11 protein-coding genes are annotated in these 11,797 nt (G+C 75.9%); 6 read left to right on the top strand and 5 right to left on the bottom strand.

From position 1 onward, the window contains the following. Positions 1 to 8: 8 nt before the first annotated feature. The 4 genes from Nocox_RS23140 (at position 9) to Nocox_RS23125 (ending at position 5,467) form a co-directional block, all read left to right on the top strand. Complete coding sequence (locus Nocox_RS23140; RefSeq protein WP_157382742.1) at positions 9 to 2,801, top strand: DUF7824 domain-containing protein; 2,793 nt, start codon at positions 9 to 11, stop codon at positions 2,799 to 2,801. Beyond that, positions 2,798 to 3,943, top strand: coding sequence for an RNA polymerase sigma factor (locus Nocox_RS23135; RefSeq protein ID WP_020540428.1), 1,146 nt, complete (start codon positions 2,798 to 2,800; stop codon positions 3,941 to 3,943). The genes Nocox_RS23140 and Nocox_RS23135 overlap by 4 nt, the downstream gene beginning before the upstream one ends. A gap of 209 nt (positions 3,944 to 4,152) precedes the next feature. Next, positions 4,153 to 5,028 carry a serine protein kinase RIO gene (locus Nocox_RS23130; protein WP_020540429.1) on the top strand — a complete coding sequence of 292 codons (876 nt, stop codon included), beginning with the start codon at positions 4,153 to 4,155 and terminating at the stop codon, positions 5,026 to 5,028. Between the two features lie 73 nt (positions 5,029 to 5,101). Continuing rightward, complete coding sequence (locus Nocox_RS23125; protein ID WP_020540430.1) at positions 5,102 to 5,467, top strand: cupin domain-containing protein; 366 nt, start codon at positions 5,102 to 5,104, stop codon at positions 5,465 to 5,467. A gap of 20 nt (positions 5,468 to 5,487) precedes the next feature. Here the strand turns inward: Nocox_RS23125 and Nocox_RS23120 are convergent, their stop codons facing one another. Both Nocox_RS23120 and Nocox_RS23115 read right to left on the bottom strand, forming a co-directional pair. After that, entirely contained in the window at positions 5,488 to 7,158 is a 1,671-nt protein-coding gene (locus Nocox_RS23120; protein ID WP_051112395.1) for a glycosyltransferase family 2 protein, read from the bottom strand. 149 nt (positions 7,159 to 7,307) lie between these two features. After that, positions 7,308 to 8,096 (bottom strand): class I SAM-dependent methyltransferase, encoded by a 789-nt coding sequence (locus tag Nocox_RS23115; RefSeq protein ID WP_246649501.1) that lies wholly within the window; start codon positions 8,094 to 8,096, stop codon positions 7,308 to 7,310. 58 nt (positions 8,097 to 8,154) lie between these two features. On the opposite strand from Nocox_RS23115, the gene Nocox_RS23110 reads away from it, so the two are divergent. Next, complete coding sequence (locus Nocox_RS23110) at positions 8,155 to 8,757, top strand: TetR/AcrR family transcriptional regulator (RefSeq protein ID WP_026213773.1); 603 nt, start codon at positions 8,155 to 8,157, stop codon at positions 8,755 to 8,757. Positions 8,758 to 8,785: 28 nt separating this feature from the next. Here the strand turns inward: Nocox_RS23110 and Nocox_RS23105 are convergent, their stop codons facing one another. After that, complete coding sequence (locus Nocox_RS23105) at positions 8,786 to 9,205, bottom strand: MarR family winged helix-turn-helix transcriptional regulator (RefSeq protein ID WP_020540434.1); 420 nt, start codon at positions 9,203 to 9,205, stop codon at positions 8,786 to 8,788. Between the two features lie 62 nt (positions 9,206 to 9,267). After that, positions 9,268 to 9,870 carry a TetR/AcrR family transcriptional regulator gene (locus Nocox_RS23100; RefSeq protein ID WP_020540435.1) on the bottom strand — a complete coding sequence of 201 codons (603 nt, stop codon included), beginning with the start codon at positions 9,868 to 9,870 and terminating at the stop codon, positions 9,268 to 9,270. A gap of 103 nt (positions 9,871 to 9,973) precedes the next feature. Between Nocox_RS23100 and Nocox_RS23095 the strand changes: the two genes are divergently transcribed. Continuing rightward, the gene (locus tag Nocox_RS23095; RefSeq protein ID WP_026213774.1) at positions 9,974 to 10,774 is read left to right on the top strand and encodes an SDR family oxidoreductase; all 801 of its coding nucleotides are present in this window, start codon (positions 9,974 to 9,976) and stop codon (positions 10,772 to 10,774) included. On the opposite strand, the gene Nocox_RS23090 is transcribed toward Nocox_RS23095, so the two are convergent. Continuing rightward, positions 10,764 to 11,672 carry an RNA polymerase sigma-70 factor gene (locus Nocox_RS23090; RefSeq protein WP_020540437.1) on the bottom strand — a complete coding sequence of 303 codons (909 nt, stop codon included), beginning with the start codon at positions 11,670 to 11,672 and terminating at the stop codon, positions 10,764 to 10,766. The genes Nocox_RS23095 and Nocox_RS23090 overlap by 11 nt on opposite strands. Positions 11,673 to 11,797 lie beyond the last annotated feature (125 nt).

Here is an 11,797-nt window from a genome sequence, read left to right as displayed (position 1 = left end):
TCTCCACCATGACGTGCCCCCCTTCCTGCGCGCGGGTCCGCGACCGCGTGCTCGCCCGCGACGCCCGCGGCCTGGCCGACCTCGTGATCGCCCTGTCCGACGCCGAGCGGGCCGAGGCCGCCCGGCACCTGCCCGGTCTCCGCGACGAGCTGCGCGCCGCCGCCGCGCCGTGGCACTTCGATCCCGACGAGGGCGAGCACGAGGGCGGCGGCGCGGGCAGCTACGGGGAGGTGCTGCGGATCGCGGGAGCGGGGCTGCTGTCCGGCCCCGCCGCCACGGCCGCCTGGCTGACCCGCCGCGAGTTCGCCGACCAGTGGCCGAGGATCGAGGAGGTGACCCGGGTGCTCGCCGCCCGCCCGGCCCGCTGGCACGCCGACGTCGCCGTCCGGCTCGCCAGGAAGATCCGCACCCCCGGCGACCGCGACGCCCCGCTGGCGCTGGCCGCGCTGCGGGCCACCGGGGCCACCCCGCCCGAGCACGACCCGCTCGTGACCGCCTGGCTCCGCACCCGCCCGGCCGACGACGACCCGCTGCTCGGCCCGCTGTTGCCGCGCGTCTTCGAGGCGGAGGGCGCGGGCCGCGAGCTGCGCGAGGAACGCCTCACCCCCGCCCCGACCCCCTGGCTGTCCCTGATCGCGCGGCTGGTGACGGCCGGCCGGGTGCCGCGGGAGGAACTGCTCGACGGCTGCCTGCGCCGCTTCCTGCGCGGCGGCGACGGCGTGAGCCTGCGCTTCTTCGTCCGGCTGCACGAGCTGCTCGACCCGGCGCCGGAGGAGGCCGCCGCCCGCGCCCGTGACTACCTGCGGCTGCTGCCCGTCGCGCCCGGCCTGGTCGCGGAGACGGCCCTCGCCCAGCTCCGCCGCGGCGGCGCGCTGGGTCCCGCCGAGACGGCCGAGGCGGCCGGCGCGCTCACCTTCCGCCCGGAGGCCAAACTGGCCCTCGGCGGTCTGCGCCTCCTCGAACGCGAGATCGGCGGGGCGGCCGGGCACCCGTACGTCGCCGAGCTGGCAGCCGCCCTTGCCACGGCGTTCGGGCACACCTCCTACGAGGTGCAAGGGCGGGCCGCCAGGATCGCGCTCAAGCACGCCGCCGCCCTCGCCCCGGCCGGCCAGGTCCTCACCGACGCCGTGCCGATGCTGCCCGAGGCGCTGGGGGCACGGGTGGCCGGCCGGTTCGGCGGTGAGGTGACGGTGCAGGAGCGGCCGGAGGCGTTCACGCCGCCGCCGCTGCCCGCGCCCGCCGCGCCCGGGCCGTTCCCCGAGCCCACGCTCGACGTGTGGCAGACGGTGTACACGTGGGTGGACGGCGAGCGGTGGCTGGCGGCGTTCGTCCGGCTGGCCGCCCGCGACCGGGAGGGGCTGCGGCGCGCGCTGGCCGGGCAGTCCGGCGGCCTCCACCCGCAGGTCCATCCCCAGGAGCCGTGGGTCGGCGTCAGCGACTGGATCGGCGCCCTGGTCAGGGAGGTGACCGATCCGGAGCAGGCCACGGCCGCCGGTGGCGCGCCGGAGCAGACCATCGGCGGGCTGCTGGAGGCGGCGTGGAACGGGGCCGTCCGGCTGCTCGGCATCCACCCGTCGGCCGTCGTCTGGCCGAGCCCGCCCCCGCAGGCGGGCCGGGCGGCCGTCGTGTGGCCGGACCCCCAGGCCGGGCGGCCGGGCACCCGCACGTCGCCGAGCGTGCCCCCGCCGGACGAGGTCGCGCCGCCCCACCTGTTCCTGCTGCGCCGGCTCGACGAGATCCACCGCGCGCTGCGGGCCGGCACGCTGCCGCCCGTGCTGCTGGCCACCCCGACCCTGACGACCGGCCACCTCGACCCCGCCGTCCTGGTGGAGCGGCTGGGGGAGTGCGCCGCGGCGGGCGCGGAGCCGCTGCCCGCCGACCTCGCGCAGGCGCTGCTGCGGCTGCCCCGCGGGCGCCACCCCGAGGCGGCCGGGCACGCCGCGCGGATCGGCTCGCCGGCCGCCGCGACGGCCGCGCGCTGGCTGGCCGGGGGCGGGCCGCGCGACCCGGAGACGCGCGTGCGGTGGTCCTACCTCGACGGCGCCACCGACCGCTTCTTCGACGAGCACGAGCCGGCGGGCCGGCCCTACCAGATCCGGCTGCGGCCGGAGCTGCGCGCCGAGCCGACCGGCCTCGAAGCCCTCGACGAGCTGCTCGCCCCGCGGGCCCGCTGGAGCTGGTTCCAGTCCCGCGGCGCCATGAACTGGTGGCCGGCGCTCCTGCCCTCGCACCGCGAGATCGTCGCCGCCGACTACCTGCCCGACCTCACCCATCCGGGGGTGGCCGCCCCATGGGTGCGGGAGCTGGCCGACGCCGACGGGCCCGCCGGGGAGGCGATGGCGCTCCTCCTGGCCTTCCAGGTCGCCAGGGCGGATCCGGAGGCGGCGGCGCTGCTGGTGCGCATGGCCGCCAGGGGCGACCTGCCGGCCGAGGACGTGGGCGCGCAGGTGGCGCTGCTGCTCCGGCGCACGCCGCACTACCAGGAGCGGCCGATCGTCGGCGTGCTCGCCGACGCCGCGCGGCAGGGCGCGCACGAAGCCGTCTGGCGGCTGCTCACCCGCCTGCTGCCCGCGCTGCTGCCCGCCCCCGGCGAACGGCCGCGGGTCGCGCACACCGAGGCCGTGACCCTGGCGGCGGACGTGGCCGCCTGGGCGGGAGCCCGCGGCGCGATCCCCGAGGTGTCGGCGTACGTGAAGGCGGGCGGCGGGAGCCGGTTCGCCCGCGCCTGCGCCCGCCTGCACGACCAGCTCGCGGGTGGCGGCGGGCGGCCACGGGAGGACGAGGGAGAATCGGCCGCGTGAACGAGTCACTGCTGCGGGAGCTCGTGCCCGCGGTGATCGGCGTCCTCGTCCGGCGCGGAGCCGACTTCTCCGCGGCCGAGGACGCCGTCCAGGAGGCGTTGATCCGGGCCCTCGACACCTGGCCGGACGACCCGCCCCGCGAGCCGAAGGCGTGGCTCGTCGCGGTGGCCTGGCGCAAGTTCCTCGACGCCGCCCGCGCCGAGGCGTCGCGCCGGGGGCGGGAGCTCGCCTTGGACGCCGAGCCGCCCCCGGCCCCGGCGCCCGCCACCGACGACACGCTGCGGCTCTACTTCCTGTGCGCGCACCCCGTCCTGCCGCAGGGCTCGGCCGTCGCGCTCACGCTGCGCGCGGTCGGCGGCCTGACGACGCGGCAGATCGCGGCGGCGTACCTGGTGCCCGAGGCGACCATGGCGCAGCGCATCAGCCGGGCCAAGCGGCGGCTCGCGGGGCTGCCGCTCGACCGGCCGGGCGATCTCGCGACCGTTCTCCGCGTGCTCTACCTCGTCTTCAACGAGGGGTACGGCGGCGACGTCGACCTGGCGGCCGAGGCGATCCGGCTCACCCGCCAGCTCGCCGCCCTGACCGCCGAGCCCGAGGTGGCGGGGCTGCTCGCGCTCATGCTGCTGCACCACGCGCGGCGGGCGTCCCGCACCGGTCCCGGAGGGCGGCTGGTGCCGCTCGCCGCGCAGGACCGCTCGCTCTGGGACACCCGGCTCATCGCCGAAGGGGTGACGATCCTGCGGGCGGCGCTGGCCCGCGACCAGCTGGGCGAGTACCAGGCGCAGGCCGCGATCGCCGCCCTGCACGCCGACGCCCCCAGCACCGCCGAGACGGACTGGCCGCAGATCGTGGAGTGGTACGACGAGCTGCTGCGCCTGACGGGCAGCCCGGTGGTGCGGCTCAACCGCGCGGTCGCGGTCGGGGAGGCCTACGGGCCGCGGGCCGGGCTGGCGGCGCTCGCCGAGGTGCCCGCCGAGCTGCCCCGTCACACCGCTGCGGCGGCGTACCTGCACGAGCGGGCCGGCGACCTGGAGCGCGCCGCCGACCTGTACGCCGAGGCCGCCCGCGTCGCCACCAGCGTGCCGGAGCGCGACCACCTCACCAGGGAGGCCGCCCGCGTACGCCACCTGCCGCGCCCATGATCCCCGGCCCCCGGCAAACGCGTTGCCCCGGGACGGACGGCTCCGCCATACTCGGGCGGAAGCCGAGCGCCTGCCGGAGGGAGGGTGAGACCGTGACGACGACTGTTCGCGTGCCGTTTTCCGCGTCCCCACACCTTCCCGCCGGGCGTCCGCCGCTGACCTGAACCGATCGGCACCCCGGTGGGCCTCACCTCTGGAGCATTCCCACCGTGCCGAAGCACTCGCAACACCGCCGCCGTGGCAAGCACGCCCTCGACGCCGACGACATCGCCTGGCTGGAGAGCACGCCCGAGACGGCGTCCGACGACGGCCCTCCCGAGGGCGACCGCTGGTCCACCTGGGACCAGAGCACGCCCACGGAGAAGGGCCCGCGCCCGTACCCCGGCTGGCTGGTCACCGAGCTGGCCGCCGTCGACACCGAGCACGGCGTGCTCAAGACCGGCAAGGAGGCCGACGTCCACCTGATCTCGCGGGGCGTGCCCGGCACCGACCGGGTCTGCCTGCTCGCGGCCAAACGCTACCGTTCTGCCGACCACCGGCTGTTCCACCGCGACTCCGGCTACCTGGAGGGCCGCGCGACCCGCGAGAGCCGCACGAACCGCGCCATGGCCAACCGCACCGCCTTCGGCAAGCAGATGATCGCGACGCAGTGGGCGGTGGCGGAGTTCGGGGCGCTGTGCCGGCTGTGGGAGCTGGGGGTGCCGGTGCCGTACCCGGTGCAGATCCTCGGTACGGAGATCCTCCAGGAGTTCGTCGGGACGCCCGGCGGCTACGCGGCGCCGCGCCTGGCCCAGGTCTCCGACGGCCTCGAGGACCTGTGGAAACAGCTCGTCGAGGCGATGGTGACGCTGGCGGGGGAGGGGCTGGCGCACGGCGACCTGTCCCCGTACAACGTGCTGGTCCGCGACGGCAGGCTGGTGATCATCGACCTGCCCCAGATCGTGGACGTGGTCGCGCATCCGGCCGGGCCGTCGTTCCTGGACCGCGACGCGCGCAACATGGCCACCTGGTTCGCCGCCAAGGGCGTCGCAGGGGCCGACCCGGAGGCGCTGGCGGCGCTGCTGCGCCGCGAGGCCCGCATGTGACTCCCATTTGCCCAGGTCCTTCCCCGAATAGGGGTTTCGCGGTGGAAGACTGGAGCTGACGGAAGGAGGCGTCGTGATCGAGGTCAAGAGCATCGAGAAGCCGGACGAGCGCCGTGACTTCCCGAAGGGGCATCTGGAAGTGTGCAACCTGTCCGGGCTGAGCTTCGGCGTTGCCACGTTCGAGCCGGGCTGGCGCTGGTCGGAGTCGGTCAAGCCGATCGCGGGGACCAGCTCCTGCCAGGTCCGGCACCACGGGTTCGTGGTGTCGGGGCGGCTGCGCATGCGCATGGACGACGGGGCGGAGGCCGAGGCCGGGCCGGGCGAGGTCTTCGTCTGCTCGCCCGGGCATGACGCCTGGGTGGTGGGCGACGACCCGGTCGTCATGTACGACTTCGCCGGAGGAGCGGCCGACTACGCCCGCGCGGCCGGCGACTGCTGAGAGGAACGGCTGAGCGGAGGTCAGCCGCGTGATCTGCGGCCCAGGGCGCGGCGCATGCGTCTCGACAGGATGGCGCGCATGCCGCGCTGCTGGGCCCGCTGCCGGTCCCGCTGTGCCGCGTGCAGCTCGCGGCGCAGCGTGCTGATCTCCCTGCGCAGCTCGACGGTGCTCCTGCGCCAGCGCGCCGCTTCGTCACGCCACTTGGCGACCTGGGCGCGCAGCCGTCCGGCCTCGCCGGCCAGCCGGGCCGCCTCCGCCTCGGCCCGCACCCTGGCCTGGTACGCCGCCCGCCGCCCCAGCGGCTCGGCCGGTCCCTCGCCGAACCCGTACGCCTCGCCCGCCACCTGGCGCACGCCGGAGACGTCCGCCACGGCGTCGTCCAGGTCCTCGCCTGGCCGCGCCACGAGCCGGGCGCGGGCGAAGGCGGACACCCGTTCCAGCCGGGCCGTGACGGCGCCCTCGGGCGAGTCCCGCAGCAGCACCCTGACCAGGCCGAGTCCCTCGGCGCGGGCCAGGTCGAGCAGCCGCGCCACGCCGTCCTCGCCCGGCGCCCATCCGGCGGGCAGGCGCAGCACGAACGGGACGGACGGGTCGACCTCCCCGGCGGTCGCCAGGCGTACCCGTGGCTCGTGCTCGTAGTGGCCGTGCACCAGGACCAGGTCCAGGGCGGGGTCCTTGAGCGGGGCGCGGCGGTCGCGGCCGAGGGTGTCCCAGGGGCCGGCCAGCACCACCGACAGGTCCGCGACCGTGGAGGCGAGCAGGGCGTCCACGGTCGTCCGGACGGCCTCGTAACCGGCCGTGCCGTCCAGCACGGCGGTCACGTAGGGAACCTTCCACCGCCGCGCCGGATGCGTGCGCAGCCACTGGTAGGCGGGGATGCGGTCGGCGACGAAGGCGTGGCTGACCCGGTCGACGCGCCGCTGCTCGCGCATGCGCATGGTCGGGCCGAGGTGGTAGGCGCGGGCCCGCGGCTCGGGCACGAACACCGCCCCCGCCTGCGCCAGGCGGTAGCCCATCTCGGTGTCCTGGCCGACGACGAGGTCCTCGTCCATCGGGCCGGCCGCCTCGACCAGGCGGGCGCTGACCGACGTGGCGCCGCCCACGTGCAGGCTGAACGGCCGAGCCGGGTTGGCGGTGAGGCCGTCGGTGCGCTCGACCAGCCCGACGAGCCAGGCGTGCGGCAGGGCGGGCTCGAACGCCGCCTCCAGGTCCTCCGGCAGCGTGTCGGGCAGCGGCGCGGAGGTGAAGCGGATGTACCCGGTCACGGAGAGGTAGGGGGCGGCGTGGTGCCAGCGCATGTGCGCCTCGATCGCGCCCGGGGTGAGCACCACGTCGGAGTCGAGCCAGTGGATGACGTCGCCCTCGGCCTCGGCGAGGCCGGCGTTGCGGGCGGCGGCCCGGCCCGGACGGTCGCAGCCGATCAGCCGGGCGGCCGAGCCCTCGGGCAGGCGCAGCGGCGGCGAGCTGCCGTTGTCCACGACGATGATCTCCGTCAGCTCCGCCGGGTACGTCTGCCGCGCCAGCCCCTGCAGCACCAGGTCCAGCTTGTGCTGCGCGCCGTAGGCGGGGACGATCACGCTCACCCGCAGCTCGGGCACGAAGTCGCCGGGCGGCCGGAGCACCCGGTAGTCGTTGCCGCGCACCCGTCGCACGTCGTCGCCGACAGTGGTTCCGAGAGAAGAGACGGACATGCGCGTGGGTGCTCCTTGGTCGCCGGACGGGACCGGCCTCACCCTAGGACGCCTACCTGGGAGAGAACCCGGCCGTCCGGTCGGTGCCCGGCACGTCTTCGCAGGTCGAAGCTGCCAGGATGCGCACAGCAAACGCGCAGGTCGCCGCTTCACGACCGGAGTGCCGCGACGACCGCCAGCGTGGTGAAGCCCGTGGTGAAGCCGCCTCCGGCCGCGTCCACGGCGGCTCCGACGGCCTCCAGCACCTCGGCCAGCTCGTCCGGCCGGAGCCGGGTGAGGCCGCCGGTGGTGGGCAGCAGGTCGAGCCATTCCGCCCGGGTGTAGTGGCGTTCCTCGTCGAAGCGCCACTGCTCCGGCTCGCCGAACGCGCCCGACCGCCTGATGCCGTCGGCGAACGTCTCGAACATCTGCCGGTAGACGTCCTGGGCGGGCTCCGGCGGGGCGGCGAGGACCGGCGAGCCGGGCAGCACGCGGCGCAGCGCGCCGGCGAACGCCTCGGCGATCGGCGGCGGAGCGTCGTACACGTGGGCGAACGCGGCGAGCAGCCCTCCGGGGCGCAGCACCCGGGCCGCCTTGGCCGGGCCCGCGACGGGGTCCACCCAGTGCCAGGACTGGCCGGCCACGACCGCGTCGAACGTCCGCCCCGCGGCGTCCCAGTCCTCGAACGTCGCCACCTCGACCTCGACGCCGGTGCGGCGGGCGAAGGCGGCCATCCGCGCGTCCGGCTCGACGCCGAGCACCGTGCCGCCGGCCGCGAGGAACTGCCGGGCCTCGATGCCGGTGCCGCAGCCGACGTCGAGGACGCCGGGGCCGGGGCTCGCGGCTATGATCCGCTGGATCAGGGCATCCGGATAGGCGGGGCGGGCGCGGTCGTAGCGTTCGGCGTCCACGCCGAACGACTCGGCCATCCGCCGGGCCCTGTGGGGTGGAGTGGGCATACGCCCACCATAGTGGGCACGTGCCCACTTGCCAAGCGTGCGAGAGGGAGAACAGGCGATGCCGACGGGAGTGGCGCTCCGCGATGTGCGGCAGCAGTTGTTCGACGCCGCGGAGCGGGTCCTGATCAGGGCCGGCGCGACCGGGCTGACCAGCCGCGCCGTCACGGACGAGGCCGGCGTCGCCAAGGGCGTCCTGCACCGGCACTTCGCCGACTTCGACGACTTCCTCGCCGGCCTGGTGCGCGAGCGCGTGCGCCGGGTCGCCGCCGAGGCCGGCGACCTGAGGGCGTCCGCCGGGCACGGCGCCGTCGCGGGCAACCTCGCCGCCGCGCTGATCCACCTGTTCGACCCGGTCGCGGTGTCCATCGTCGGCCTCGTCGTCTTCCGCGACGAGCTGCGCGCCCGCCTGCGCCAGGACCGCCCTGGGGCCGGGATCCCGGTCCTCGCCGAGGCCGCCGCCATGATCGGCGGCTACCTCGGCGAGGAGCGCGCCATGGGGCGGATCGCCGCCGACGCCGACGTGGACGCGCTCGCGCTCTCCCTCGTCGGCGCGGGGCACCTGCTCTTCGCCGACCGCGACAGCGCCCCGCCGGACGCGGAGGCCGTCGAGAAGGTCGTACGGGCCGTCGTCGCCGACGTCGTCCAGCGCCGCCTGCTGTGACGCCGGCCTGGAGGCCCCGGCCGGACGGTCAGCTCGCCTGCCGGGCCTCCAGGTTGGCGGCCATCCGCCGGAGCGCGCGCACCGTGCCGGTGTACTCCTCCTCGGTGAGGCCGGTGAGGAACGCCGACCGGATGCCGTGCACCTTCTCCCGCGCGGCGGCGTGCCCGGCCAGGCCCTCGGGGGTGAGGGTGTGGCGGCCCTCGGCGTCCTCCGTCAGCCAGCCGCGCCGGGCCAGCTCGCCGGTGACGTCCTCCAGCGTGATCGCGCCGGGCTGCCAGAAGGGCCCCAGCGTCTCGCCGAGGCCGTTCGCGGTCCGCGGGGCCTGGTGCAGCGTGTTCAGCACCTGCCAGTGCCGGCGCGTGAGGCCCTCCTCGGCGAGGACCCGCTCGGCCTCGGCCTCGATGAGCCGGTCGAGGTGCTTGAGCCAGTAACCGATGGGACGTTCCATGGCGTATGCCTTCCCGCATATACATGTCTTGTTACAAGTATATGCGGGAGGTGATCAAGGAGTCAGCTGGGCGACGGGGCGGCGGCGAGCCGGCGGGCGGCGGCGATCACCGCCTCGCGGCGGCGGGCCAGCGCGGCCTGGTCGCTCTCCTCGTCCAGCACCAGCCGGCACATCCCGGGCACCGCGAAGTTCCAGGCGATGAGCCCCATGATGGTGAAGAGCAGGTCCTGGGCGGCCCGTACGCGCGCCTGCTCGGGCAGGCCGGGGGCGACGTTGGCGGCGAGGAGGCAGGCCTTCGCCCTGAACCCGGCGCGGCGCTCCTCCTCGCCCTCGCCGGGCCCGTCGCCGCACGTCTCCAGCGCCTCCCACAGCAGCAGCCGGATCAGCTCCGGGTGCTGCTGGTGCCAGTCGAAGATCTGCCCGACGGACTCGGCCAGCGCCTCGGGGTCGAGGGAGATCGCGACGTGGATCTCCTCCAGCTTCGCCCGCAGGACGGCGGCGAAGAGCTTCTCCTTGCCGCCGTAGTAGAGGTAGATGGCCTGCTTGTTGGCCTTGGCGGCGGCGGCGATCCGGTCGACCCTGGCCCCGGCCAGTCCGTGCTCGGCGAACTCGGCGGTGGCGGCCGTGAAGATGCGCCGCTTGGTGTCCTCCGCGTCATAGGCCATGAAGAAATTAAACCATCCGGTTGACTCGCTCCCGTGCGAGCGGCAGTATCGGAGCCGGAAATAAAACAACCAGATGGTTTATTCTCGCCTCGGAAGGCATCCCATGACCACTGCTTCCACGCCCGTCCCCGTGCGCTCCCCGCTGCCCACCGGCCTCGCCGGCGCGACCGCCGTCCTCATCGGCGCCAGCTCCGGCATCGGGCTGGCGGCGGGCGTCCTGCTGCGTTCCGTCGGCGCACGCGTCGTCCTGGTCGGACGCGACCCCGGCCGGCTGGAGGCCGCCGTCGCCCGGGTACGCGAGGCGGGCCAGGAGGACGACCCCGGCGACGCCGTGGTGGGCGTCTCCGGCGACGGCGGCGACCAGCGCACCCTCGACGAGGCGTTCGACCGGGCCGGGCACACCGACCACGTCCTCGTCACCGCGGGCAGCATCTCCGGCGCCGGCCCCGTGAGCGAGGTGTCGCGCGACGGCCTCGGCGCGCTCCTCGGCGACCGCCTCTGGCCCGCCTTCGCCGCCGCCCGCGCGGCGGCGGCCCGCCTGCCCGCTGGAGGCTCGCTCACGTTCAGCTCGGGAACGCTCGTGGTCCGCCCCGTCCCCGGGATGAGCGCCCCGCTGTCGCTCGGCGGCGCCGTCGAGACCCTCACCAGGGCCCTCGCCGTCGAGCTCGCCCCGGCCCGGCAGCGCGTGAACGCCGTACGCTACGGCATGATCGACACGCCGCTCCTGCGCTCGCTGCCGGGCGTCGACTCCGACGAGGGAGTCGCCGCGGCCGGGGCGAACGCGCCGCTCGGCCGCGTCGGCACCGCCGAGGAGGCCGCCGCCTCGGCCCTGTTCCTCATGGCGAACAGCTACGTCACCGGACAGGTCATCACCGTCGACGGCGGCGCCACCCTCACCGGCTGACCGGGACCTCCCGCTCGACGCGCGACAGCTTCTCGGGGTTGCGCACGGCGTAGAGGCCGGTGACGAGGCCGTCGTCGATCCGTACCGTGAGGACGGTGCTGATCGCGCCGCCGGCCCGGAAGATCAGCGCCGGATGGCCGTTGATCTGCGCCGGCTCCAGCGTCGCCGGCGCCTCGGCCGCGCGTATCCTGGCCACCAGCGCGGCCACCTCGCCGGCGCCGACCATGGGCGTCAGCACCGCCTTGACGACCCCGCCGCCGTCGCCGAGCGCGACCACGTCCGGGGCGAGGATGTCGAGCAGCCGCCGCAGGTCGCCGGTCTCGATCGCCCGCCGGAACGCCTCCAGGGCATCCCTGATCTCGCCGGGGGAGGCGCTGCCGCGCGGCCGGCGGGCGGCGACGTGGGCCCGGGCCCGGTGCGCGATCTGGCGCACCGCGACCGGGCTCTTGCCGACGGCCTCGGCGATCTCGTCGTAGTCCAGGGCGAACACCTCGCGCAGCACGAACACCGCCCGCTCGGTCGGCTGCAGCGTCTCCAGCACCAGCAGCATCGCCGTCGAGACGCTGTCGGCCAGCTCGACGTCCTCGGCGACGTCCGGCGAGGTCAGCAGCGGCTCGGGCAGCCAGGGGCCGATGTAGGACTCTCTGCGCCGGCCGAGCGTGCGCAGCCGGCCGAGCGCCTGCCGGGTGGTGATCCGCACCAGGTAGGCGCGCCGGTCCCGTACGGCGCCGAGGTCCACGCCCGCCCACCGCATCCAGGTCTCCTGCAGGACGTCCTCGGCGTCGGCCGCCGAGCCGAGCAGCTCGTAGGCCACGGTGAACAGCAGGTTCCGGTGCGTGACGAACGCCTCCGTCGCCGGGTCCAGCCCGTGCCCGCCGTCCGTGCCGCGTTCGCTCATGGTCGCTCCTGCCCGCTCGCCGTCGAAGTGCCACGCATGTGACACCGCCCGAGGCCCCCGTGTGACATCACGGCGCTGTGACGCCCGTCACCCTCCGCGCCGCCGCGCCCTGGATCACCGGGCAG

The organism is Nonomuraea coxensis DSM 45129 (assembly GCF_019397265.1).
Classification (GTDB): Bacteria; Actinomycetota; Actinomycetes; order Streptosporangiales; family Streptosporangiaceae; genus Nonomuraea; species Nonomuraea coxensis.
The sequence above is the reverse complement of the archived record's forward strand: the minus strand, read 5'-3'. Positions and strand labels throughout refer to the sequence as shown.

Bases quoted from the DNA above. Each gene is read 5' to 3' on its own strand.
- Nocox_RS23120 (WP_051112395.1), bottom strand. From the start codon at position 7,158: ATGTCCGTCTCTTCTCTCGGAACCACTGTCGGCGACGACGTGCGACGG.
- Nocox_RS23095 (WP_026213774.1), top strand. From the start codon at position 9,974: ATGACCACTGCTTCCACGCCCGTCCCCGTGCGCTCCCCGCTGCCCACC.
- Nocox_RS23100 (WP_020540435.1), bottom strand. From the start codon at position 9,870: ATGGCCTATGACGCGGAGGACACCAAGCGGCGCATCTTCACGGCCGCC.
- Nocox_RS23140 (WP_157382742.1), top strand. From the start codon at position 9: ATGACGTGCCCCCCTTCCTGCGCGCGGGTCCGCGACCGCGTGCTCGCC.
- Nocox_RS23110 (WP_026213773.1), top strand. From the start codon at position 8,155: ATGCCGACGGGAGTGGCGCTCCGCGATGTGCGGCAGCAGTTGTTCGAC.
- Nocox_RS23115 (WP_246649501.1), bottom strand. From the start codon at position 8,096: ATGCCCACTCCACCCCACAGGGCCCGGCGGATGGCCGAGTCGTTCGGC.
- Nocox_RS23090 (WP_020540437.1), bottom strand. From the start codon at position 11,672: ATGAGCGAACGCGGCACGGACGGCGGGCACGGGCTGGACCCGGCGACG.
- Nocox_RS23105 (WP_020540434.1), bottom strand. From the start codon at position 9,205: ATGGAACGTCCCATCGGTTACTGGCTCAAGCACCTCGACCGGCTCATC.